Below are 21966 nucleotides of genomic sequence, written 5' to 3'. Positions count from 1 at the left end.
GACGATGACGACAGCACTCACGACGGACGCCGCACTCGACGGCGAGGCGATGTTCGACGCCCTCATCGAGGCCGACGGACGCATCGAGCCCCGCGACTGGATGCCGGAGGGTTACCGCCGCACGCTGATCCGTCAGATCTCGCAGCACGCGCACTCCGAGATCATCGGCATGCAGCCCGAGGGAGCGTGGATCACGCGGGCGCCGAGCTTGAAGCGCAAGGCGATCCTGCTGGCCAAGGTGCAGGACGAAGCCGGACACGGCCTCTACCTCTACTCGGCGGCGCAGACCCTCGGCATCACCCGCGACGAGATGACGCAGCAGCTCGTCGACGGCAAGGCGCGGTACTCGTCGATCTTCAACTACCCGACCCCGACGTGGGCCGACATGGGCGCCATCGGCTGGCTCGTCGACGGCGCCGCGATCTGCAACCAGGTGCCGCTGTGCCGCGCCTCGTACGGACCCTACGGTCGCGCGATGGTGCGCATCTGCAAAGAGGAGTCGTTCCACCAGCGCCAGGGATTCGAGATCCTCCTCACGCTCATGCAGGGCACCGACGCGCAGCGAGAGATGGCGCAGGATGCCGTGAACCGCTGGTACTGGCCGAGCCTGATGATGTTCGGTCCCCCCGACGACGACTCGCCCAACTCGGCGCAATCGACGGCGTGGAACATCAAGCGCTTCAGCAACGACGTGCTGCGTCAGCGGTTCGTGTCGATGCTCGTCCCGCAGGCGGCGGTACTCGGGGTGACCCTGCCCGACCCCGACCTGCGCTTCAACGACGAGACGGGCCAGTACGACATGGGTGAGATCGACTGGAGCGAGTTCCACGAGGTGCTCGCCGGCCGGGGCCCCCTGAACACCACGCGGCGTCAGCACCGTCGCGACGCGCACGACGAGGGCGCGTGGGTGCGCGAAGCCGCCGCCGCGTACGCCGCGAAGAAGAGCGCGAAGGCGGCCGCCTGATGGCGACTCCCGGGGGGAGCCCCGCCGAGACCTGGCCCCTGTGGGAGGTCTTCGTGCGCGCCAACCGCGGCCTCAGCCACGTGCACGTGGGCTCGCTGCATGCGCCCGACGCCGAACTCGCCGTCCGCAACGCCCGCGACCTCTACACGCGTCGCGGTGAGGGCGTGTCGGTCTGGGTCGTGCCCTCGGATGCCGTGACCACGAGCGATCCGGGAGCCAAGGGCGCGTTCTTCGAGTCGCCGGCGGGCAAGAACTACCGGCACGCGGTGTACTACACCGCGTCCGAGGGGGTGCCGCACCTGTGAGGACGACGACGGATGGGTCGCGGGCATCGGCGGATGAGTTCATCGACGTCACCGACGCGGGACACGGCGACGGCCCGCACGGCGTTGACCCGCACGGCGCTGACCCGCACGGCGATGACCCGCACGGCGACGTCTCGCTCGATGCCCGCGAGCTCGCCGCCGAACTGGCCGGCGGAGACGACCGCGCCACCGACCCCGACGTCGCCGCCTACGCGCTCGGTCTCGCCGACGACGCCCTGATCCTCGCGCAGAACCTCTGCGGCTGGATCGCGCGCGCCCCCGAGATCGAAGAAGATGTCGCGCTCGGCAACATCGCCCTCGACCTGCTCGGTCACGCGCGCTCCCTGCTGCGCTACGCCGGCAGCTACGACGGCCGCAGCGAAGACGATCTCGCCTACGGGCGCGACGAGGCGGAGTTCCGCTCGATGTGGCTGTTCGAGCTGCCGAACGGCGACTTCGCGCACACGATCGCCCGGCAACTGCTCGCGTCGACGTACCTTCTCGAGCTGTACCGCGACCTCACGGCATCCACCGATCCGGTGCTCGCCGCCGTCGCCGCCAAGGCCGAGAAAGAAGTCGACTACCACCGCGATCACGCCGTGCAGTGGATGCTGCGACTCGCCGGCGGAACCGAGGAGTCGCGGCGGCGGTTCCTGGTCGCCCTCGACGACACCTGGCCGTACCTCGACGAGCTGTTCCGCGACGAGCCGCTGCACGACCGGCTCGCCGGTGTCGCCGTGCGTCCCTCGAGTCTGCGGGGCCGTGTCGACGCGGTGCTCGCCACCGTGCTCGCCGACGAAGACGTGCCCGTCCCCGCGGTTCCGGGTTCGTCGGCGGGTGGGCGCCGTGGCATCCATCACCCCGCCTTCGGACCGCTGATCGCCGAGATGCAGGTGCTCGCCCGCAGGCACCCGGGAGCGACGTGGTGAGCGTCGAGCACGCCCGCGCCGTGGCCGCCGCCGTCGTCGACCCCGAGGTGCCCGTGCTCACCATCGACGACCTCGGCGTGCTCCGAGACGTGCGGGTCGACGGCGACACGGTCACCGTGACGATCACCCCCACCTACTCGGGATGCCCCGCGGTCGACGCGATCCGCGACGACATCGTGCTCGCGCTCACCTCGGCCGGTTTCGACCGCACGATCGTGAAGACGACGCTGAGCCCCGCGTGGACGACCGACTGGATGAGCGACGAGGGCCGACGCAAGCTCACCGCCTACGGCATCGCCCCGCCGTCGGGGAGGGCGCCCGCGGGTCCCATCCGCCTGCGACTGAGCGTGGCGTGCCCGCAGTGCGGCTCGCTCGACACCCGCGAACTCTCGCGATTCGGCTCCACCTCGTGCAAAGCGCTCTGGGAGTGCCGCGCCTGCCTCGAACCCTTCGACCACTTCAAGGCGCTCTGATGACGATGACGGATGCCACGACCCCGGCCGCGACGCGCGGGCCGGCAACGGGTCCCCGTGCGCGCGCCCGGTTCCACACGCTGCGTGTCGCCGATGTGCGGCCCCTCACCCCCACTGCGATCGAGGTGACCTTCGCCGTCCCCGACGATCTCGTCGATGCCTTCGACTACGCGCCCGGGCAGTACGTGGCCCTGCGCGCCACGGTCGAGGGAGAGGAACTGCGTCGCTCGTACTCGCTGTGCCGTCCGCCGACCCGGGGCGCCGTCAGCGTGGGCATCAAGCGCGACCCCGACGGCCGCTTCTCGAGCTGGGCGCACGAGGGGCTGCGCCCGGGAGATGAGGTCGAGGTGATGAGCCCGCAGGGCACGTTCGTCTCGAAGGCCTCCGTCGCCACGGGCCACGTCGTCGCGATCGCCGCCGGCTCCGGCATCACGCCGATCATGGCGCTCGCCGCCGATGTGCTCGAGCGCTCCGCCGACGCCCGCATGACGATCGTCTATGCCAACCGCTCCTCGACCGACGTCATGTTCGTCGACGAGCTGGCCGACCTGAAAGACCGCTACCCGGCCCGCCTCACGCTGCACCACGTGCTCTCGCGCGAGCAGCGTGCCGCTCCGGTCTTCTCGGGGCGCATCGACGAAGAGCGCCTGCGCCTCATCCTGTCGCGGCTCATCGACCCCGCCGCCGTCGACGAGTGGTTCCTCTGCGGACCCTTCGCGCTCGTGGAACTCTGCCGCGAGACCCTCGCCGAGGTGGGAGTGCTGCGCGAGCGCGTGCGCTTCGAGCTGTTCACCGCGGGTGACGGCGACGCCCCGGCGCAGACCGGGGGAGCGCGCCCCGTGCGCGTCCGCGCCGACGAGCCGGTGCGCTCGATCGATTTCACGCTCGACGGGCAGTCCGCCCACGTCGACAGTCCGGTCTCGGCGAACGAGACGATCCTCGCGGCAGCCCTGCGCGTGCGCCCCGACGTGCCCTTCGCCTGCGCGGGGGGCGTCTGCGGCACGTGCCGTGCGCGGGTGGTCGAGGGAGCCGTGTCGATGACCGAGAACTACGCGCTCGAACCCGACGAGATCGAGCGCGGGTACGTGCTGACGTGCCAGTCGCACCCGACGTCCGACACCGTGCGCGTCGACTACGACGGATGAGAGGGATGCCGTGATCGACGACGTCTTCGCCGATGGTGTGACCACCATCACCCTGAACGCGCCGTCGCGACGCAACGCGCTCGGCATCGACGACCTGCGTGCGCTCGCCGCGGCCTACGACCGCGCCGAGGCCGACGGTGCGCGCGCCGTGCTGCTGCGCGGGGAGGGCCCCGCGTTCTGCGCCGGCCGCGACATCGCCGGCGTCGACCCGGCGACCGACGACGTGGCGGGGTACCTCGACGACACGCTCGCACCGCTGCTGCAGCGCATGGCGTCTTTCCCGGCGCCCACGTTCGCCGCCGCCCACGGGGCGTGCCTCGGCGTGGGCCTGGGCCTGCTCATCGCGACCGATGTCGTGTTCGTCGCCGACGACGCCAAGATCGGCTCTCCTTTCGCCGCCCTGGGCGCGACCCTCGACTCGGGGGGCCACGCGCTCTTCGTCGAGCGTCTCGGCACCCACGCCACGCTCGACCTCATCTACACGGGCCGCCTGCTGACCGGCGATGAGGCCGTGCGCGCGGGACTCTTCTCGCGGGTGGTCCCGGCATCCGAGATCCAGGATGCCGTCGCCCTCGCCGCCCGTCGCGCGGCGAGGGGGCCGACGGCGGCGTTCCTCGCCAGCAAGCGGATCGTGACCGCGATCCGCGATGAGCGACGGGGACTGTGGGAGGCCCTGGCGCTCGAGAACCGCGCGCAGGCCTCCCTCGCTCGAACGGACGATTATCGCGAGGGTTTCGCGGCGTTCCGAGAGAAGCGTGCGCCGGAATTCGTCGGCCACTGATCCGACGGCGACCGACGAGGTCACCGTGCGAGGGGCTATCGCTGGGCGACGCACCGTGAGGGGGAGCGGTGATCGCGGTGCGTTTCTCGGCCGGACGCGATGCGCAGCACGTCGCTGCACGCCGGGATTGATTGAATCGGCTCATGTCGACCGATGAAGACGACGAACTCGCCCGCCTGCGCCGCCGCGCGTACTCGCCGACGGCGGACATCGCCTCCGACCCGGTGGCGCTCGCGCGGCTCGCGGAGCTCGAGCGGCGCGCCGCCGAACCCGCCGACACTTCCTCTGCCGAGACCGATGAGGGCGGGGGCGCCTCGACCGACGACGTCGCCGAGGCGGCGCCGTCCGACGCCGACTCGTCGGGCGCCCGCCGGATCACGTGGTCGCGCCCGAGTCGGTCGACGATTCTCCTGGCGATCGTCAGCGCCCTCGTGATCGTCGTGGCGGTGGTGGCGCTCGTGCTGGTGCAGCGGGTGCAGACGCACCCCCTGCAGGCCGATGCCGTCCAGGTGGCCCGCCTGAGCCCTGACCCGTCGTACGTCACGCCGGACTTCTTCACGGCGGGAGCCCCCGGGGGGACCGTGGCGTACACCGAGTTCCAGGGCTTCCGCGTCGTCGTCGCCGACCCGGCTCGCACCGACGGCCGCGGCGTGGCCTGCATCACGGTGTACCAGCCCGACCTGCTCACGGTCGAAGGGGGCGGGGCGTTCTCGTACGACGGCCAGTACGTTCCCCAGGCCTGCGCCGCCGGCACGTTCCCCGCGGCGACCACCATCCGCCTCTTCGACGACGCACCCGAGCGGGAGCGCACCGAGTACCCGGCGGACACGGCGCTGCAGTTCGTATACGACGAGCAGACCGATGAGGTCGTGGTCTTCCGGGGCTGATTCCGGCCGCGCCCGCGCGCACACGACGATGCCCCGGCACGCGGCCGGGGCATCGATCGCGGGGCAGGACGTCAGGCGGCGGTGGTCACCGCGAACTGCACCGAGCCCTGCGGGTCGATCTGCGCGTCGAGCACGCGGTCGTCGAGGACGGCTGCGGCGTCGGCGTCGAGGAAGACGCGCGCTCCGGCGTTCTCGACCACGGCGTCGTTCGCTTCGGGGGCGTCGACCACCGACAGCGCGAACTGCGACTCGGGGGATCCCGCGCCCTCGATGCGGACGCCACCCTGCGGCGCGTCCGGGAACTGGGCGGTGATGGTCTTGACGGCGGTCGTGGCCTCATCGGTGAGTGTCAGCATGGGTGACTCTCCTTCTTTGTCGACGACAGGAGCCAGCCACGATGCCGAGAATCGACGGCGTCCTCAACCTGGCGAAGTCATTTCCAGGCAATTCCCACCGGGCCGCCGGGGGTCAGGGGAGCAGCCCCGCGCGCCGCGCGCGGGTGACGGCGGCGTGGCGCGTCGAGGCGTCGAGCTTCGACATCGCCGAGGCGAGGTACGACTTCACGGTGGTCTCGCGGAGCTGCAGAGAGGCGGCGATCTCGCTGTTCGTCGAGCCCACGGCCGCGCACGCGAGCACGTCGATCTCGCGGGGCGAGAGATGCACGTCGGGGTCTTCGCATCTCGCGGGAGCGTCGCCGGTCAGGGCGGCCAAGCGTGCCTCGAGGTCTTCGAGGCGCCGGCGCACGTCATCGTCGCCGACGGTCGCCGCGATGCTCCGCAGTTGCGCGTAGCTCTCGCGGATCTCTTCGCGCGCGCCCGTGCTGAGGCCGCTCTCGGAGGCGGGGGAGGTGGCGAGGCGACGTTCGACCTCGGCGCGCACGCGCAGTTCGGTTCCGAGCTCGCCGGCGACGTCGAACGCGGGCCGCGCCTCGACCTCGCCGACCTGCGACTGGGCCCATGATCCGCAGTAGAGCACCCCGCGCGCGGTGCCGCCGACCAGCACGGGGACGGCGAACAGGGTGGCGATGCCCTCGCCGAGGATGGCGCGGTCGTAGTCGTGCGTGATCGTCCGCGACGTGCGGTAGTCGAGGGTCATGCGTGGCCGACGCTCGACGAGGGCGCGTCCGCCGAGGCCGCGGGACGCGTGGACCACGAGGCCCTCGATGCTGCGCGTGCGGGCTCCGACGATGGTCGAGACGTGCACGGCGCCGTCGTGCTCGAGCCCGCCGAAGGCGACGGGGAAGTGGGTGCGCCGGGCGAGTTCGGCCACGGCATGCGACACGAGCGTCGCATCGTCTCGAAGAGGGGACGGTGCTTTCACGCACTACCTACTTCCGGGGGTGACGGCTTCGTCGCCGCGTTTCGTAGCGTCGACAGTATCACCGGGAGCGTTTCCACGACCCCGGTCGTATCCCCCATCGGCGCAACGCTGCGCCGGTCCCATGAGGCAAGGAGGCCACATGACGGACAGAAGGATCGACCCTGCCCCCGGGGGCGGAGTCGACTACATCGCGGTCGAAGAATCGGCACCGTTCCAGGACCTGAAGAGGCGTCAACGCCGCTTCGTGTTCCCTCTCGCGGTGGCGTTCCTCGTCTGGTACTTCGCCTACGTCCTGCTGTCGTCGTTCGCTCCGGCGTTCATGGCGCAGCCGGTGTCGGGGGCGATCACGGTCGGACTCGTGCTCGGGCTGGGACAGTTCGTCACGACGTTCGCCATCACGATGGGCTACGTCGCCTACGCCAACCGTCGGCTCGACCCGCGCGCCGAGGCCCTGCGCGCTGAGCTCGAGCGCACGGAACGGGGGGAGTCGTGAACGACGTCGTCGCCACCGTCACCGCCGCGGTCGACACCGTGGAGAACAACCCGGTCCTGAACATCTCGATCTTCGGCGCGTTCGTCGCCGTGACGCTGTTCATCGTCATCCGGGCCAGCCGCAACAGCAAGACCGCGGCCGACTACTACGCGGCCGGCCGCTCGTTCACCGGCCCGCAGAACGGCTTCGCCATCGCCGGCGACTACCTGTCGGCGGCGTCGTTCCTCGGCATCGTGGGCGCGATCGCCATCAACGGCTACGACGGCTTCCTCTACTCGATCGGCTTCCTCGTCGCGTGGTTGGTCGCGCTGCTGCTGGTGGCCGAGCTCATGCGCAACACCGGCAAGTTCACGATGGCCGACGTGCTGTCGTTCCGCCTCAAGGAGCGCCCCGTCCGCATGGCCGCGGCCCTCACCACCCTCGCGGTCTGCTTCTTCTACCTGCTGGCCCAGATGGCGGGCGCCGGTGGTCTGGTCTCGCTGCTGCTCGGCATCACCGAGCGCGTCGGGCAGTCGATCGTCGTCGCGGTCGTCGGCCTGCTCATGATCGTCTACGTGCTCATCGGCGGCATGAAGGGCACCACGTGGGTGCAGATCGTGAAGGCGTTCCTGCTCATCGGCGGGGCGCTGGTCATGACGATCTGGGTACTCGCGATCAACGGCTTCAGCCTGAACACCCTGCTCGAAAGCGCGGTGGCCGCCTCGCCCAAGGGGGAGGCGATCCTCGGACCCGGCCTGCAGTACGGCGCGAACCCGTGGGACTTCATCTCGCTCGCCCTCGCCCTCGTGCTGGGCACCGCGGGGCTTCCGCACGTGCTCATGCGCTTCTACACCGTGCCGACCGCCAAAGAGGCGCGTCGTTCGGTGGTGTGGGCCATCTGGCTGATCGGGATGTTCTACCTCCTCACGCTGGTCCTGGGGTACGGCGCGGGCGCGCTCGTGGGCTCCGAGGCGATCCTCGCCGCTCCCGGCGGCGTGAACGCTGCGGCACCGCTGCTCGCTCTGGCGCTGGGCGGACCGCTGCTGCTGGGCTTCATCTCGGCGGTGGCGTTCGCGACCATCCTCGCGGTCGTGGCCGGTCTCACGATCACCGCGGCGGCCTCGTTCGCGCACGACATCTACGCCAACGTCGTGAAGAAGGGCGACGTGCCGCCCGACGGCGAGGTCAAGGTGGCCCGGCGCACGGTGATCGTCATCGGCGTGCTGGCGATCGTCGGCGGCATCGGCGTGCAGGGGCAGAACGTGGCGTTCCTGGTGGCGCTCGCTTTCGCCGTCGCCGCCTCGGCCAACCTGCCCACGATCCTGTTCTCGCTCTTCTGGCGTCGCTTCACCACGCGCGGCGCCGTGTGGAGCATGTACGGCGGTCTGGCATCGGCTCTGCTGTTGATCTTCCTCTCGCCGGTGTTCTGGGGTGGGCCCACCAGCGTGTTCGCGAACACCGGGGTGGCGATCTGGCCGCTGAACAACCCGGGTGTCGTCTCGATCCCGCTCGGGTTCTTCCTGGGGTGGCTCGGCTCGGTCACTTCGCGCACGGCCGAGGATCGAGGCAAGGCCGCCGAGATGGAGGTGCGTTCGCTCACCGGTTTCGGGGCCGAGAAGGCCTCCGACCACTGACCGCTTCGACGCCCGGTTCCGCTCCGGCGGGCCGGGCGTCGTCGCGTCCGTCGTCAGACGGGTTCGCTCAACGACTCCGAGGCCACCGCCGCGCTCTCGAGCGAGAGCAGGTATTGCTTCACCTCGGGGTGACCGCCGTACTCGCCGATCGAGCCGTCGGCGCGCACCACGCGATGCACCGGGACCACGATCGAGAACGGGCTCGCCGCGCAGGCGGTACCCACCGCACGCGCGGCGCGGGCGACGCCGGCCATCATCGCCACCTCGCCGTAGGCGGCGACCTCGCCGTAGGGGATCTCGCGCGTCGCCTCGAGCGCGGCCCGCGTGAAGCCGCGCACGAAACGCCAGTCGAGGTCGACGTCGAACTCCCGACGGCGCCCGTCGAAGTACTCGTCGAGTTGAGCGACGAGGTCGGCGCCGGGGCCGGGATCGGGGTCGGGCACCACGCCCAGTCTCTGGGAGATGTCGGCTCGGGCCCGCTCGATGCCGCCGTGCGCCACGTCGAGTCGCACGAGGGCGTCGTCGACGAACGTCAGGAGGACGGGACCGATCGGACCGTCGTACTCGGTGCTGGTGACTGTGTTCATGCGCCCATCTTCACGAGGCGGAGGTGGCGGTGCAGCGGCGTTCCCGCGAATGGTGGACGCCGCCGCCACGTCGCCACCTGGGGAGGAACCGCCGGTGGTGCGGCGTGTCGCCGATTACGGCGAAACTCGGCCCCACTACAGGAGATCCTCGGATGCCCGGCTTAGTCTGGCAGGTGTGTGGCGAGCTGAGGAGGGTACCGTGATCGGTGCCGACGAAGACGGTCCGGCAGCGACCGTCGACCCGGCGGAGCTGCGGCTGTCGGAGCCCGGGATCGTGGTGCGGCACGTCGCCGACCCGGAACGCGATCGCATCCGCGCGGAAGCTGCCGCCCTGGGTGGGCGTTCGACTCTGCTGCGCTTCGACGACGCGCTCGACGCGGGCATCGACATCACCAAGGCGCACCCCGGTTCGCTCCCGCAGTTCATCACCGGGCGCGCCACCATGCTCTCGAACCTCTTCCGCGACGAGGTGGCGCTGCGCACCGCCCGCATGGCCGCGGAGCGCATCACCGCCAAGAACGTCGAGCTGCGCACCGCCCGCGGCCTCGAGCCCGTCCACCTGGCCGTCGGTCTCGCCGCCTGGAAGATCGGGGGAGTGGAGTGGTCGGCCCCCGTGCTGCTGCGTCCGCTCGCCATCCGTCGTCACCACGGCGACTTCGAGCTCAAGCTCCACGGCGCCTTCGTGATGAACCCCGAGCTCGCGCGCGCCTTCCGCACGCACCTCGGCATCCAGATCGACAGCGCGGCCCTCGCCGGGCTCGCGTACGACCAGGGCGTGTTCAAGCCGCAGCCGGTCATCGACCACATCCGCCGGCTCACCACGCACGTGCCCACCTTCGTCGTCCACCCGCGCCTGGTGATCTCGTCGTTCGCCGATGTCAGCTCGGGCATGGTGCGCGACACGCAGCAGCTCGACGACACCCTGCTGAACGCGCTCGCCGGTCACCCCGACGACCGGGCCCGCGTCACCGTCCGCCGCGACGAGCCGGTGATCGTCAGCCCCGACGAGCGCACCCCCGCGGCCGACACCCTGCTGCTCGACGCCGACGCCGAGCAGGAGCGCGTGCTCGCGCGCATCGCCGCGGGGCACTCGCTCGCGGTGCACACGCTGCCGGGCACCGGCGGCACGCAGACCGTCATCAACGCCATCGGGCAGCTCGTGCACGACAACAAGCGCGTGCTCGTGGTGAGCGCTCGGCGCTCGACCCTCGACGGCATCCGTCACCGCCTCGCCGGTGTCGGCCTGGCCGGTCTCGCCGTCTCACCCCACCACGTACGCCGCGATCTCATCCGCGCGATCGGTCGCAACGAGAAGGCCGAGCAGCCCAAGGTCGCCGAGATCGACGACGCCCTCGTGCGCCTTCGCACGGTGCTGCGCGACTACCGCTCGGCCGTGACCGAGCCGCACCTGGCGCTGGGCGTCTCGGCGCTCGATGTGCTGCGCGCGCTCACCTCGCTGGCATCCCAGTCCCCGGCGCCCTCGACCGAGGCGCGTTTCGACCTCACGACGCTCGAGCGTCTCGCCGGTCGTCGCGACGCCGCCGCGCGTGCCCTCGCGATGGCCGCCCGCCTGGGTGAGTTCCGCTTCGGTCCCGACGATTCGCCCTGGTACGGCGTGAGTTTCACGCGTACCGAAGACGCGCGCGCCGCGCACGAGCTGGCCGGCAAGCTCCACGCGCAGGACGTTCCCCGTCTGCTGGAGCGCGGCTACGAACTCATCGCCCAGACGCGCATGCGGCCGTTCCAGACGGTCTCCGAGCTCGGCGCCTACCTCAAGCTGCTGCACGGCATCCGCGAGTCGCTCGACCGCTTCAGCCCCAGCGTGTTCGAGCGCCCCCTCGGCGAGCTCATCGACGCGCACTCGCCGCGCCGTGACGCCTCGGCCATGAGCGGACCGAACCGCCGTCGGCTCAAGCGCCTGTCGAAGGAGTACGTGCGCCCCGGGGTGCACGTCACCGACATGTACGAGGCGCTCGTGCGCATCCAGCAGCAGCGCACCGAGTGGCAGCGCGTCGTCGAAGCGGGCGTCACCCCCGAGGTGCCGCTGGGCCTGGCCGACGTGCACGTCGCCTGGCAGCGCACCGACGCTCTGCTCGGCGAGCTCGACCAGATCCTCGGCCGTCAAGGTTCCGACCGCCTCGCGACCCTGCCGGTGCAGCGTCTCGTGCGGACGCTGGCGGGCCTCGCGGCCGAGTCCACCTTCTTCGACAACCTCGTCGAGCGCGCACAGCTGCGCTCCGAGCTGGCCCGTCTGGGCCTGGAGCAGCTGCTCGTCGAGCTGTCGGTGCGCCATGTTCCCGAGGAGCGCGTGGGCGCCGAACTCGAATTCGCCTGGTGGCAGTCGGCGCTCGAGCACCTCCTGCGTACCGATCGCGCGCTGCTGGGGGCGAATACGAGCGTCGTCGACCGCCTCGAGCGCGACTTCCGCCTGGTCGACGAGGCGCACGCCGCCGCCGCCGGTCCGCTCCTGGCCGCCCAGCTCGCCACGCAGTGGCGCATCGGCATCGTCGATCACGCCGACGAGGCCGCCGCGCTGAAGCGTTCGCTGAAAGACGGTCTGCACACCGCTCAAGAGATCTCGGATGCCGCTCCCACCCTGCTGCGCACGCTCGCGCCGGTGTGGCTGGCGTCGCCGTACGAGGTGCCCGACGTGCCGTGGGACCTCGCGTTCGACGTCGTGATCGTGGCGGATGCCGCCGCACTCTGCCTCACCGAGGCCACGCCGGCCCTGCGCCGGGCGCGCCAGGTCGTGCTCTTCGGCGACCCCGTGGTGCAGAAGCCCACGCCGTTCCGCGTCAGCGCGTCGGTGGCTCCCGCCACCGAGGAGGCCGACGAGGTGCCGTTCGATGAGATCTCGATCTTCGAGCGCATCGCCGAGCTCTTCCCCGTCGAGACCCTCACGCGCAGCTACCGCGCGGGCGGCGAAGACCTCTCGCAGTTGGTGAACGACGCGTTCTACGGCGGCGAGATCGTGTCGCTGCCCTGGGCCGGTTCGTATCTCGGCCGCGGAAGCCTCAGCGTCGACTACGTCGAGGGCGGTGTCGGCGCCCCCGACCCCATCAGTGGTGCCGTCGAGAGCCCCGATGCCGAGGTCGCCCGCGTGGTGACCCTCGTGGTCGAGCACGCCGTCAACCGCGCGTCCGAGTCGCTCATGGTCGTCACGGCCAGCCGCACGCACGCCGAGCGCGTGCGCGCGTCGGTGGTGGCCGCTCTGGCCGGTCGCTCCGACGTCGCCGAGTTCGTCTCGCGCGACGCCGCAGAGCCCTTCTCGGTGCTGACCCTCGAAGAGTCGGTGGCCGAGAGTCGCGACCGCGTGATCTTCTCGCTGGGCTTCGGCCTGACCCGTCACGGTCGCGTGCTGAGCGATTTCGGCGACCTGTCGACCCCCGACGGCGAGCGTCTGCTCACGGTCGGCATGACGCGCGCGCGGCGTTCAATGGTGATCGTGTCGTCGATCCGCCCGTCGTCGTTCGATGACGGACGCCTCGAGCACGGGGCGGCGACGCTCATGGGCATTCTCGGCAACCTCGCGGCGCGTGGTCGCGAGAGCCGGCTCGAAGACCTCGCCGACCCGCTCACGCGGGCCCTCGCGCGCGAACTCCGCCGCTTCGGTGTCGAGGTCGACGTCGACTACCACGGACTCCTGCCGCTCGTGGCGCGATATCAGGGCAAGGCCGTCGTCGCCGAGAGCGATCCCGAGACGATCGGGGAGTCCCTGCGCGAGACACTGCGTCTGCGCCCGCAGATCCTGCGACGCCTGGGCTGGCATTACGTGCGCGTGCACGCGTTCGACCTGTACAGCGACCCCGCCGGTGTGGCGTCGCGCATCGCCGAGCTGCTGGGGGCCGCCCCCGCAGACGCCGCCGCACCCGACACGACCACCGAGCCACTCGATCTTCCCGGTTGAGCCGGCGATGAGTACGACCCCGGATGCCGCCGGGCCTGGCCCCCTCGTCGGATCGGACGACTCGTCGGCATCGATCGAGACCGCGGACGGGTCGGTGGAACCGGTCGCCGTCGACGTCGCTCCCGCGTCCGGGACGCCCACCCCGCACGCCGTTCGGCAGCCCGTGGTGCGCGTGCGCGGGTCGCGCCGCGCCCGGCTCATGCCGGCACCCGGAACGACCGCAGAACCCACGCCCGCCGACGACCCCGCGCGGGGCGCGTCGGCCGGGCCCGTGGCATCCGGTCCCAACGACGAGCGCATGCTGCGCGACGTTCCCCCGCACTACTGAATGGGCCCGGCCCCTGCCGAGACGCGCACCGCGCCGGAAGTCCCTCGGTGGGGTCTCACGGCGCGGTGCGCGGCTATCGCAGAGTTGCGGTCACCGCGTGCTGTTCTGGCGCTCCAGCAGGTCGCGGATCTGAACGAGCAGCTCCTGCTCGGTGGGCAGCTTGGGCTCGTCCGAGGCCGCGTCGGCCGCACCGGCGCGCGCCGCGGCGCGGGCCTTCCAGTGGTTCATGGGGTAGACGAAGACGAAGTACACCACCAGTGCCACGGCGAGGAAGCTGATGATCGCCGTCAGCAGGCCGCCGAGGGGGAACACCACCTGCTGGCCGTAGATGCCCGTGATCGACGGTCCGAACTCGCCGTTGTCGTTCGGCTGGTAGAACACCTGGACCAGCGGATTGATGAGCGACGCGACGATCGCGTTGACGACCGCCGTGAAGGCCGCACCGATGACGACGGCGACGGCGAGGTCGATGACGTTTCCGCGGAGAATGAACTCCTTGAATCCCTTGATCATGCGCTGGTTCCCCTCTGGCCGCGCCGACTCGGATTCAGGATGCCGAGGACGGGGCGGACGGCTTCGATTGCGCCTTCGATGATGTCGAAGAACTCGACGTGCCGCCAGCGCTTGCGCCGGACGACGATCCACTGGACGACGAGCCGCTCGACGACGAGCTGCTCGATGACGAGTTGCGGGAGTCGGTGCGGTAGAAGCCCGAGCCGTTGAAGGTGACGCCGATGGAGCCGTACTGCTTGCGCACCTCGCCGCCGCACTCGGGGCATTCGGTGAGGGCGGCATCCGAGAAGGACTGCACGGTCTCGAAACGGTGACCGCACTGCTTGCAGGCGTAGGCGTAGGTGGGCATCGTGCTGTTCCTTCGGGTGATCAGGCGGTGTGTGCGGCGAGCGGCAGCGTGCGCGTGGGGGTGACCACGCCCGTGACGGGCTGGTCGTGCACGTCGCGCGGTACGTCGTCGATGAGTTCGGAGTCGAAGATGACCGCGTAGACCGGCGGGCACTTCTCCATCGAACCGAGGGTCTTGTCGAAGTATCCGCGCCCCCATCCCAGGCGCATTCCGTGCGCGTCGACCGCGGCGGCCGGGATGATGAGCAGGTCGACGTCGTTGACGGCGATGGGACCCAGAACCTCGCCGACGGGTTCGGGAAGACCGAACAGGCCCTCGGCGATCTCGGCGTCGGGTGTGGCGATGGTCCAATCGAGCAGACCGTCTTCGCGTGTGAGGGGAAGGAGCACCCGGATGCCGCGCGCCACGGCGCCGGCGACGAAGGCGTGGGTGCCGGGTTCGGTGGGCGTCGACAGGAAGCACGAGATGCTGCGCGCGCCGAGGCGGGCCACGAGCTCGTCGAGCTGACGGGTGATCCCGGCCTCGGCCTCTTCGCGTGCGTGAGCGGAGATGCCCTGGCGGCGTTCGCGCAGGTCGGCGCGCAGTGCGCGCTTGGCCTGCTCGATGCGATCCGGCATGCGGTCAGTCTACGTGCGAGCGTCCTACCGGCGGTGTCCGCAGACCCCGGTAGGGTATGCCCATGCCTCATAAGCCCTTCAAGGCCGTGATTCCGGCCGCTGGACTCGGTACGCGCTTCCTCCCCGCCACCAAGGCGATGCCGAAGGAGATGCTTCCGGTCGTCGACAAACCGGCCATTCAGTACGTCGTCGAAGAGGCCACCGCGGCCGGGATCGACGATGTCCTCATCATCATCGGCCGCAACAAGAACAACATCGCCAACCACTTCGACTCGATGCCCGAGCTCGAGGCCAAGCTGCGCGAGAAGGGCGACAGCGACAAGCTCGCCAAGGTCGAGCACTCCTCCGACCTCGCCGACGTGCACATGGTGCGCCAGGGTGAGCCGAAGGGCCTCGGCCACGCCGTGCTGCGTGCGCGCGCCCACGTGGGGGACCACCCCTTCGCCGTCCTGCTGGGCGACGACCTCATCGACGAGCGCGACCCCCTGCTCACCACGATGATGCAGGAGTACGACAAGCGCAACGCCACCATCATCGCCCTGATGGAGGTCGACCCCGAGCACATCCACCTCTACGGCGTCGCCGCCGTCGAGGCCACCGACGACGAGGGCGTGGTCAAGGTCACCCAGCTCGTCGAGAAGCCCAAGGCCGAGGACGCCCCCTCGAACCTCGCGATCATCGGTCGCTACGTGCTCGGCCCCGACGTGTTCGGCATCCTCGAGCACACCGAGCCCGGCAAGGGCGGCGAGATCCAGCTGACCGACGCGCTCGAGGAGCTCGCCACCGGTGGCGGTGACGGCGGCGGCGTGTACGGCGTCGTCTTCCGTGGCCGCCGTTACGACACCGGCGACCGCGTCGACTACATCAAGGCCATCGTGCAGCTCGCCGCCGACCGCGACGACCTCGGCCCGGCCCTGCGCCCCTGGTTCAAGGAGTTCGCAGCGGGTCTCTGACCCGGCGAGAAGCCATGGATCTGTCGGTTCCGAGACGGCACGACGAGGTCTCGATCCGTCTCATCCGCAACCGTGATGCGCGGGTCCTCCAGCAGCAGCTGATCGACAACCGCTCGTGGTTGCGCCGGTGGGAGGCGACCAGCCCCGACGGGCCGGTCTCGTTCGACATGCGCCTCGGCATCCGTCGTCTTCTGCAGCAGTACCGTGACGGCCTCGGCGTCCCCTTCGTGATGGCGTGGGACGACGAGGTCGCCGGGCAGCTGAACGTGTGGGGGGTGTCGCGTGGGTCGCTCGCCTCGGCGACGATCGGGTACTGGGTCGCCGAGGAGTACGCGGGGCGCAACATCACCACCGTGAGCGTGGCCATGGCCACCGACGTGTGTTTCACCGAGCTCAATCTGCACCGCGTCGAGATCTGCATCCGCCCCGAGAATCACGCGAGTCTGCGCGTGGTCGAGAAGCTGGGCTTCCGATACGAGGGACTCCGCCGCCGGTACATCCATATCGACGGCGACTGGCGCGACCACTACGCCTTCGCGCTCGTGCGTGAAGAGGTGCCGCACGGCGTGCTCGACCGGTGGACGCGCGGTCAGGTGCCGCCCGATGCGGCGCGCATTCCGCCGGCCGATCGGCTGTGACCGGGTCCGTTCGCTCTTTGTGCGCCTGATCGGCGAAACTCTCGGCGCGACACGCGGGAGGATGCCGAGGTGTGATCTCTCGGTGACCTACCGTTGAGCCATGGGTGGGCAGGTACTGAGCGGCGGCGTGATCGTCTTCGTTGCCGTCGCGCTCTGGTTGGTGTATCTCTTGCCCTCATGGCAGAGCCGGCATCGTTTCACCGCCGTCGAACGTAATGCGGTGCGCCTGAATCAGGCGCTCCGGGTTCTCGCCGAGACGGCTGAGACCCCGCGTGAGGTGCGCCTCGAGCTCACCACCCGTACCGCCCACCAGCAGCAGAAGCTCGCTCGTCAGGTGCAGGCGCACAAGGCGCAGACCGAGCTGGCCGCCGCGAAAGCCCGCCTCGAGGTGGCGCGCCTCGAGAACGCCCGCGATCTCGACGTCGTGAAAGAGCAGCGCGCCGCCGCCGTCGAGCTGGCCCGCGCCGAACGCGCCGCGGCCGTCGAGGTCGCCCGCGCCGAGCGCGCCGCGGCCCTCGAGACCACGCGCGCCGAACGCCCCGCCGCGGTCGAGCGGGCGAACGCCGAGCGCGCCGCGGCCGTCGCGCGCCCCGAATTCCGTCGCGCCCGTGCGCGCCGTCGCTTCCGTCTCTCGGTGACGATGGTCGCCCTGCTCGGCGCGATCGCGTCGGGTGTCGGGGCGATCCAGGTCGTCGCGGGCGCCGTTCCCGTGCTTCTCGTCGCCGGCGCCGCGGTGGTGCTCGCCTCTCTCGTCCTTCTGCGTCGCGTGTCGGTCGTCGCCGCGCGCACCGGTATGCGTCCCCTCGAGGTCGCCGCCCCGCGCGTCGCGGCCGTGGTGCAAGACGTCGCCCTCGTTCCCGAACCGCGTCCCACCTGGACCCCGCGCGAGCTTCCGCGCCCGCTGGTCGCCTCGGCCGGTTCTCGCGCCGCCGCGGTCGTCGACGAGCAGATCGCCCGCGAGGCGCTGCGCTCCGCCGCTCGCGAAGAAGCCGCTCGCGAGATCGCCGCGCAGCAGGCGCCCACCCCGATCGAGACGGCACGCCCCGCGGCCGCCGCGGCTCCGGCTTCGCCCTACGCGTCGATGGGCTACGTCGACGACAGCGAGATCGAGGACCACGTGCGTCAGCTGCTCGAGCGGCGCGCGGTCGGCGCCTGAGCCCACCCCTCCCCGTAAGGGAGAGCCGGCGGTATGCCCGAGTCGGAATGCGGCGTCGGGGACCCGAGCGGAGAGTGCGCTCGAGTTCGAGGCACGCCGCTCTGCGTGATAGTGTTGTCGAGGTTTCCGGGCCTGTGGCGCAGTTGGTAGCGCGCCTCGTTCGCATCGAGGAGGTCAGGGGTTCGAATCCCCTCAGGTCCACCAAATTGGTCTCTTTAGAACATGTGACCTTGTAAGAGCCATTTGTTCGCGGCGCTTCTCCGTAAGGAGAGGCGCCGCTGGTGTTTTGGGTCGCAGTCACGATCGTGGCGAACGGCTCAGCTAGCTCGCCCTCAGCTCCCTCGTCGCGAGTGATGAGGATGCGTTTGAAGAACGCCTGATTGAAGGTGCGCCGTAGAGAGTTTGGGGCGCGCACGTAGGCCTCATAGCAATTCTCAATCAGTGCCATCGCGTCATCGAGATTCTGTTCCAGCGCGTGAAACTCGGTTTGCAGGGCGTCGAGTCGATCGCTGATGACTGCCATCTCACGGTTGATGCGTTCCTGTTCATCCCGGTAGAGCTGGCTCGGGATTGTGCTCTCGAGGTGACCGTCGAGGAGCTTCTTGCTGCGCTCCATCAGGCGAGCCTGCTGGTTCAGAAGCTCTTTCTGACGCTGCCCAAAGGGGTGTCGGTCCATATCCGAAGCATCCAAGCGGATGAGTCAGGCGGTTCTGTGTCCCGTTTGCGAGGGAGATCCCGGCCACCGGTTCGCAGTAGGTTGTCGGAGTGAGCGTCGCGAAGTATCACCACATCAACCCACAGTTCGTACTTCGCGGCTTCGCGGACGAAAACGAGCGAATCAGGACCATTCGTCTACCTGAACGGAAGGGCCGCACCTCGCTGGTTGAGAAGACAGGCGGCGAGAACCACCTGAACTCGATACCTGGCCATCCGAGTGGCTCCGATGTGTTTGAGAGGCGACTGGGTGAGGGTATCGAGTCCGAGACTGCGCTCCTGTTCGAACGCGTCGACGAGGGTGACTGGCCGCTACCTCGCACCGACCGCGACACTCTCGCGGAGTTCATCGCATTACAGATGTTGCGCGGACCCGAGCGGCGTCGGCAGATGGAGTCGGCCGCGGGAGGGCTGTTCTCCAAAGCGGCGGGCCAATTGGGTCGAGAGAAGTTTGGAGAGTTGGCGTCGGATATCGTTGGGCGACCACTCAGCGGGGCAGATGTCGACGAGATGTGGTCTGCTATCACTGACCCCGGTGGCTTCCGATTGCCGCAGACAGCTCGTGACCACATCGAATTGATGGGCGAGGCCACCGGCGAGATCGCTGGGTTCCTTGCGTGTCGTCCGTGGACATTGGTGCGGTTCACGGACCGCGCACTCATCACCAGCGACGCTCCCGTATCGCTGGTCGCTCACGAGCAGGCCGGTCCGTGGATGGGCGTTGGTGTCCGGGACGCCCGGCTTGTGCTGTACCCGATGACTCGGAGAATCGGTCTTGTCATGCGGAACCCGTTCGACGGCCGCTACTCAATCGACGACGACCTTGGCGCGCTCATAGACAAAACGCGCTCGGGGTTTCTTGACGATCGGTCATTCGGGACCATAGAAATCGAGAGGACGATGAATGCGTGTACGGCGGCCCACGCAGCGAGCAACATCTATCATCATCCCGACGACTCTCAGTTTGTCCCGTTCGATTTTCGGGAGAAGTAGAACGGTCTGGCGCCTGCGGTTGCCCGAACGCTTCGCCGGCGCGCCGAATTCCCTGGCCCGCTGCCAAACGGACGCCATGCAGCCGGTGGAATGAATCTCCCAGCGCCCCCGCTCACATCCAAGGGCGTATCGCGTACCTGACGCCGCGTGAGCTTACTCACTCAATTTGCTACCGCAGCCCGACGCGGGATCCGCCCAGTCGCTAGGAGGGATTGCAACGATTCGCCACACCAGCCACCACACATAAAAGGGAAACGGAGAGCGCTCTTCTTCATCGGAAATCTGGCCATGGGCTACGCGATGGCGAAGGTTGGGACCCCCTGCATCGCCGAAAAGAGCGCGAAGCTCGAAAGCCAACGAGACCCCGAAGACCTGTTCGAGCTTCCCGGATTTGAGAAGCGAAGGCAGGCTGGTCTCGTCTTCTACTCCGTCGGCGTAGCGGCTGGTTCGATCGTCGATGGCCTTCAGCTGTTCGCGGACGAGGTGCTCGGTTTGCGGGATCAGGAGCTGGAAGGCGGTGAAGAAGTCGCCCGTGAACCCGTAGAACAGTGCTGTTCCAACCGATGTCGTCCTGTCTTTGGGAATCGTGTCGCTCTGGGAGGCGATGTCGACGAAGTCCGAGTGGGACCAGTGCTGTGTTTCGTGGAGGTGCCGCCAGACCGGGTGGAGAAGCTGGGGGACCATGGTGTGGACTCGAAATTCGTGGCTGCGCATCATCTGATGCCACAGAGGTGAGGGAACACCGAAGACTTCCTTCTTGGTGTCGCCGGTGACTGCGCTCACCCGCCCGTCCTTTTCGATGGTCCGGCGGGGTGTGTCGGTGAGAAGCGCAAAATTCTTGCGGATGTTCTCTGCGCCGGCGAGCTCTGCTGCGTAGTCGGTGTTCATAAGGCCAAGAAATATTGCGCGGGCATCGTCGCCCCTGGCGTTGGCGATCTGAGAGAGCACGTGATCCCGCGCGGGGCTCAGGTCGGGGAGCACGGTGCTTCTACGAGTGCTGTGGGACACCATGATCTTCCCGGCGCCGCGGATGTCGGCAGTGAGTTTATTACCGAGGTCTTCGAGAGCCCGGACGGTGCGGGCTCGGATCGAGGTCCGTAGGTAGTTTCTGTATGCACGGTGGAGAAGTTCCGACGCGTAGAAAGCGCTGTCGACACGAGCATCGGCGATGTGCCCTCGTGCTTCCTCCTGGAGCGTCAATGCAAGATCGAGCAGCAGGTCGTCTGAACGATCGCGATCTCCTGCGATGGCGGCCCATTCCGCTGCCTCCTCAAACTCGAAGGTGGACCGGCTGCTTCGCGCGGCGAATGAGAACTGGCAGGCTAGCCGTTTCGCATGGCGGTGGGTGCGTTTGTCCTCACGTAAGCGTCGACTGAATGAGATGTAGTGCAGATCCGGGAGGGGAGCGAAGATGAGCTCTACCACCCGGTCCTCAATCTGCTCCACCACCGCACGATGCGCGGGACCGAAGCCTCCCAGCTCCAGGGCGCGGGTCACGAGGTCGATATCGCGCGGCTTGAAGCCCTGTTCCGCTATAGCTTCTCGCAGGCTCTCCAGCATTGTCAGTGCTGCGTCCGCTCGCGCGCGCCCCGCGCTCCGTAGCGCGATCAGGTCCAAGCAGCGGACCCGCAGCCGCCAACTGTCGGTCATGTCGGCGAGATTGACGACGATCCGCATATCGTCCTCGGTGAGATCTGTGGGGCCAATGTCACCGAGGAACCACGGCTTGTAAGGAACGGAGCGATTAGTGGGGTCGAAGATGTAGTCCTCGACCGAGGTGACAATCTTCTTCGCTCGTTGTGCGTCGGCGTCTTCGGCGCTCACATCGGACACCAGCGCCCGCTGGACGGCCCTGCGCCACCGCTCGTCAACGCCTTGGTCACTGCTCATCCAGTGAGAGTAGCGGCGCAGTCTTATGGCCGGGGTCGATCGCTTGTCTGCCTATACAGGTGCGACGAGATGACGCGATGATCTTGAGATCGCGGGGTCTGCCCCACGGGGATCTCCCACGCAACCACATCCGGGGCGCGACGCCGGCACTCCTGCGTTTCGACACCCGCGCGATGAAGGTGCGCAGTCGTGCGGTAGATCCCGAAACAACGGGCGAGCGCGTACCTGGATTTGTCCGCCTGGTGCTCCTTGATGAGCTTCCTAAGATCTGATACCGGCAAGACTTTGACGCTCTGTTCTGGTGCGCTCCCATTCCCGCAAGGTATCTAGACCGTCTCGGGCACACCGCGCGATTTACTGGAGCAGCGAAAGCGTTGATATTCCGCGGTCCCCGTGGTTCGAGTAGTTTCC

General features: G+C 69.1%; 22 protein-coding genes and 1 tRNA gene. 16 read left to right on the top strand and 7 right to left on the bottom strand.

All coding sequences use genetic code 11. The features are described from left to right. The first annotated feature begins 4 nt into the window (after window positions 1–4). The 7 genes from paaA to IFU19_RS11720 all read left to right on the top strand — a co-directional run bounded on the left by paaA (window position 5) and on the right by IFU19_RS11720 (window position 5484). Window positions 5–964 (top strand): 1,2-phenylacetyl-CoA epoxidase subunit PaaA, encoded by a 960-nt coding sequence (gene paaA / locus IFU19_RS11750; protein WP_192013972.1) that lies wholly within the window; start codon window positions 5–7, stop codon window positions 962–964. Further along, on the top strand, window positions 964–1269 hold the full coding sequence (gene paaB / locus IFU19_RS11745) for a 1,2-phenylacetyl-CoA epoxidase subunit PaaB (protein ID WP_055838158.1): 306 nt from the start codon (window positions 964–966) through the stop codon (window positions 1267–1269). The genes paaA and paaB overlap by 1 nt, the downstream gene beginning before the upstream one ends. Further along, window positions 1266–2198: a 1,2-phenylacetyl-CoA epoxidase subunit PaaC gene (paaC, locus tag IFU19_RS11740; RefSeq protein ID WP_342343411.1), complete on the top strand. Its 933-nt coding sequence runs from the start codon at window positions 1266–1268 to the stop codon at window positions 2196–2198. The genes paaB and paaC overlap by 4 nt, the downstream gene beginning before the upstream one ends. Beyond that, window positions 2192–2671 (top strand): 1,2-phenylacetyl-CoA epoxidase subunit PaaD, encoded by a 480-nt coding sequence (gene paaD / locus IFU19_RS11735; RefSeq protein WP_055838153.1) that lies wholly within the window; start codon window positions 2192–2194, stop codon window positions 2669–2671. The genes paaC and paaD overlap by 7 nt, the downstream gene beginning before the upstream one ends. Beyond that, window positions 2671–3816 carry a 1,2-phenylacetyl-CoA epoxidase subunit PaaE gene (gene paaE, locus IFU19_RS11730; protein WP_191915648.1) on the top strand — a complete coding sequence of 382 codons (1146 nt, stop codon included), beginning with the start codon at window positions 2671–2673 and terminating at the stop codon, window positions 3814–3816. Before paaD ends, paaE begins: the two co-directional genes overlap by 1 nt. Before the next feature lie 10 nt (window positions 3817–3826). Next, window positions 3827–4597 (top strand): enoyl-CoA hydratase-related protein, encoded by a 771-nt coding sequence (locus tag IFU19_RS11725; RefSeq protein WP_191915649.1) that lies wholly within the window; start codon window positions 3827–3829, stop codon window positions 4595–4597. A 143-nt stretch (window positions 4598–4740) separates the two neighbouring features. Beyond that, window positions 4741–5484, top strand: a complete 744-nt coding sequence (locus IFU19_RS11720) for a hypothetical protein (RefSeq protein ID WP_192013970.1) — start codon at window positions 4741–4743, stop codon at window positions 5482–5484. Window positions 5485–5555: 71 nt separating this feature from the next. Here the strand turns inward: IFU19_RS11720 and IFU19_RS11715 are convergent, their stop codons facing one another. Both IFU19_RS11715 and IFU19_RS11710 read right to left on the bottom strand, forming a co-directional pair. Beyond that, entirely contained in the window at window positions 5556–5840 is a 285-nt protein-coding gene (locus tag IFU19_RS11715; protein WP_055838140.1) for a hypothetical protein, read from the bottom strand. Window positions 5841–5952: 112 nt separating this feature from the next. Beyond that, window positions 5953–6804 (bottom strand): helix-turn-helix transcriptional regulator, encoded by an 852-nt coding sequence (locus IFU19_RS11710; protein WP_055838134.1) that lies wholly within the window; start codon window positions 6802–6804, stop codon window positions 5953–5955. 139 nt (window positions 6805–6943) lie between these two features. Here IFU19_RS11710 and IFU19_RS11705 point away from each other — a divergent pair, with 139 nt between their 5' ends. Both IFU19_RS11705 and IFU19_RS11700 read left to right on the top strand, forming a co-directional pair. Beyond that, window positions 6944–7297 carry a DUF485 domain-containing protein gene (locus IFU19_RS11705; RefSeq protein ID WP_055838132.1) on the top strand — a complete coding sequence of 118 codons (354 nt, stop codon included), beginning with the start codon at window positions 6944–6946 and terminating at the stop codon, window positions 7295–7297. Further along, entirely contained in the window at window positions 7294–8910 is a 1617-nt protein-coding gene (locus tag IFU19_RS11700; protein WP_055838129.1) for a solute symporter family protein, read from the top strand. Before IFU19_RS11705 ends, IFU19_RS11700 begins: the two co-directional genes overlap by 4 nt. Window positions 8911–8963: 53 nt before the next feature. Here IFU19_RS11700 and IFU19_RS11695 read toward each other — a convergent pair whose 3' ends face one another. Then, window positions 8964–9497 carry a methylated-DNA--[protein]-cysteine S-methyltransferase gene (locus IFU19_RS11695; RefSeq protein WP_192013968.1) on the bottom strand — a complete coding sequence of 178 codons (534 nt, stop codon included), beginning with the start codon at window positions 9495–9497 and terminating at the stop codon, window positions 8964–8966. A 199-nt stretch (window positions 9498–9696) separates the two neighbouring features. Between IFU19_RS11695 and IFU19_RS11690 the strand changes: the two genes are divergently transcribed. Beyond that, window positions 9697–13404, top strand: a complete 3708-nt coding sequence (locus IFU19_RS11690) for an AAA family ATPase (protein ID WP_192013966.1) — start codon at window positions 9697–9699, stop codon at window positions 13402–13404. 7 nt (window positions 13405–13411) lie between these two features. Continuing rightward, on the top strand, window positions 13412–13732 hold the full coding sequence (locus tag IFU19_RS11685; RefSeq protein ID WP_192211993.1) for a hypothetical protein: 321 nt from the start codon (window positions 13412–13414) through the stop codon (window positions 13730–13732). Between the two features lie 90 nt (window positions 13733–13822). On the opposite strand, the gene mscL is transcribed toward IFU19_RS11685, so the two are convergent. The 3 genes from mscL to IFU19_RS11670 are packed head-to-tail and all read right to left on the bottom strand — an operon-like array spanning window position 13823 to window position 15211. Continuing rightward, complete coding sequence (mscL, locus tag IFU19_RS11680; protein ID WP_192013964.1) at window positions 13823–14245, bottom strand: large conductance mechanosensitive channel protein MscL; 423 nt, start codon at window positions 14243–14245, stop codon at window positions 13823–13825. Between the two features lie 34 nt (window positions 14246–14279). Further along, a complete protein-coding gene (locus IFU19_RS11675) occupies window positions 14280–14594 on the bottom strand; it encodes an FmdB family zinc ribbon protein (protein ID WP_192013962.1) in 315 nt (104 codons plus the stop codon). Between the two features lie 20 nt (window positions 14595–14614). Beyond that, complete coding sequence (locus IFU19_RS11670; protein ID WP_191915655.1) at window positions 14615–15211, bottom strand: 5-formyltetrahydrofolate cyclo-ligase; 597 nt, start codon at window positions 15209–15211, stop codon at window positions 14615–14617. Window positions 15212–15273: 62 nt separating this feature from the next. Here IFU19_RS11670 and galU point away from each other — a divergent pair, with 62 nt between their 5' ends. The 5 genes from galU to IFU19_RS11645 all read left to right on the top strand — a co-directional run bounded on the left by galU (window position 15274) and on the right by IFU19_RS11645 (window position 19665). After that, window positions 15274–16164, top strand: coding sequence for a UTP--glucose-1-phosphate uridylyltransferase GalU (galU, locus tag IFU19_RS11665; RefSeq protein ID WP_055939342.1), 891 nt, complete (start codon window positions 15274–15276; stop codon window positions 16162–16164). A 14-nt stretch (window positions 16165–16178) separates the two neighbouring features. After that, a complete protein-coding gene (locus IFU19_RS11660; RefSeq protein WP_055938123.1) occupies window positions 16179–16802 on the top strand; it encodes a GNAT family N-acetyltransferase in 624 nt (207 codons plus the stop codon). Window positions 16803–16902: 100 nt separating this feature from the next. Next, on the top strand, window positions 16903–17958 hold the full coding sequence (locus IFU19_RS11655) for a large exoprotein (protein WP_192013960.1): 1056 nt from the start codon (window positions 16903–16905) through the stop codon (window positions 17956–17958). Between the two features lie 128 nt (window positions 17959–18086). Continuing rightward, window positions 18087–18162, top strand: a tRNA-Ala gene (locus IFU19_RS11650). A gap of 561 nt (window positions 18163–18723) precedes the next feature. Beyond that, on the top strand, window positions 18724–19665 hold the full coding sequence (locus IFU19_RS11645) for a DUF4238 domain-containing protein (protein WP_192013958.1): 942 nt from the start codon (window positions 18724–18726) through the stop codon (window positions 19663–19665). A 153-nt stretch (window positions 19666–19818) separates the two neighbouring features. Here the strand turns inward: IFU19_RS11645 and IFU19_RS11640 are convergent, their stop codons facing one another. Beyond that, on the bottom strand, window positions 19819–21555 hold the full coding sequence (locus IFU19_RS11640; protein WP_192013956.1) for a DUF4209 domain-containing protein: 1737 nt from the start codon (window positions 21553–21555) through the stop codon (window positions 19819–19821). Window positions 21556–21966: the final 411 nt, after the last annotated feature.

This window comes from Microbacterium sp. CFBP 8794, from assembly GCF_014841235.1.
Classification (GTDB): Bacteria; Actinomycetota; Actinomycetes; order Actinomycetales; family Microbacteriaceae; genus Microbacterium.
The sequence above is the reverse complement of the archived record's forward strand: the minus strand, read 5'-3'. Positions and strand labels throughout refer to the sequence as shown.

What these genes read in the sequence shown, in the direction of transcription:
- IFU19_RS11695 (WP_192013968.1), bottom strand. Translation starts at nt 9,497, where the DNA reads ATGAACACAGTCACCAGCACCGAGTACGACGGTCCGATCGGTCCCGTC.
- IFU19_RS11720 (WP_192013970.1), top strand. Translation starts at nt 4,741, where the DNA reads ATGTCGACCGATGAAGACGACGAACTCGCCCGCCTGCGCCGCCGCGCG.
- IFU19_RS11685 (WP_192211993.1), top strand. Translation starts at nt 13,412, where the DNA reads ATGAGTACGACCCCGGATGCCGCCGGGCCTGGCCCCCTCGTCGGATCG.
- IFU19_RS11640 (WP_192013956.1), bottom strand. Translation starts at nt 21,555, where the DNA reads ATGAGCAGTGACCAAGGCGTTGACGAGCGGTGGCGCAGGGCCGTCCAG.
- IFU19_RS11715 (WP_055838140.1), bottom strand. Translation starts at nt 5,840, where the DNA reads ATGCTGACACTCACCGATGAGGCCACGACCGCCGTCAAGACCATCACC.
- paaB (WP_055838158.1), top strand. Translation starts at nt 964, where the DNA reads ATGGCGACTCCCGGGGGGAGCCCCGCCGAGACCTGGCCCCTGTGGGAG.
- IFU19_RS11655 (WP_192013960.1), top strand. Translation starts at nt 16,903, where the DNA reads ATGGGTGGGCAGGTACTGAGCGGCGGCGTGATCGTCTTCGTTGCCGTC.
- galU (WP_055939342.1), top strand. Translation starts at nt 15,274, where the DNA reads ATGCCTCATAAGCCCTTCAAGGCCGTGATTCCGGCCGCTGGACTCGGT.
- mscL (WP_192013964.1), bottom strand. Translation starts at nt 14,245, where the DNA reads ATGATCAAGGGATTCAAGGAGTTCATTCTCCGCGGAAACGTCATCGAC.
- IFU19_RS11675 (WP_192013962.1), bottom strand. Translation starts at nt 14,594, where the DNA reads ATGCCCACCTACGCCTACGCCTGCAAGCAGTGCGGTCACCGTTTCGAG.
- paaA (WP_192013972.1), top strand. Translation starts at nt 5, where the DNA reads ATGACGACAGCACTCACGACGGACGCCGCACTCGACGGCGAGGCGATG.
- IFU19_RS11670 (WP_191915655.1), bottom strand. Translation starts at nt 15,211, where the DNA reads ATGCCGGATCGCATCGAGCAGGCCAAGCGCGCACTGCGCGCCGACCTG.
- IFU19_RS11660 (WP_055938123.1), top strand. Translation starts at nt 16,179, where the DNA reads ATGGATCTGTCGGTTCCGAGACGGCACGACGAGGTCTCGATCCGTCTC.
- paaE (WP_191915648.1), top strand. Translation starts at nt 2,671, where the DNA reads ATGACGATGACGGATGCCACGACCCCGGCCGCGACGCGCGGGCCGGCA.
- IFU19_RS11705 (WP_055838132.1), top strand. Translation starts at nt 6,944, where the DNA reads ATGACGGACAGAAGGATCGACCCTGCCCCCGGGGGCGGAGTCGACTAC.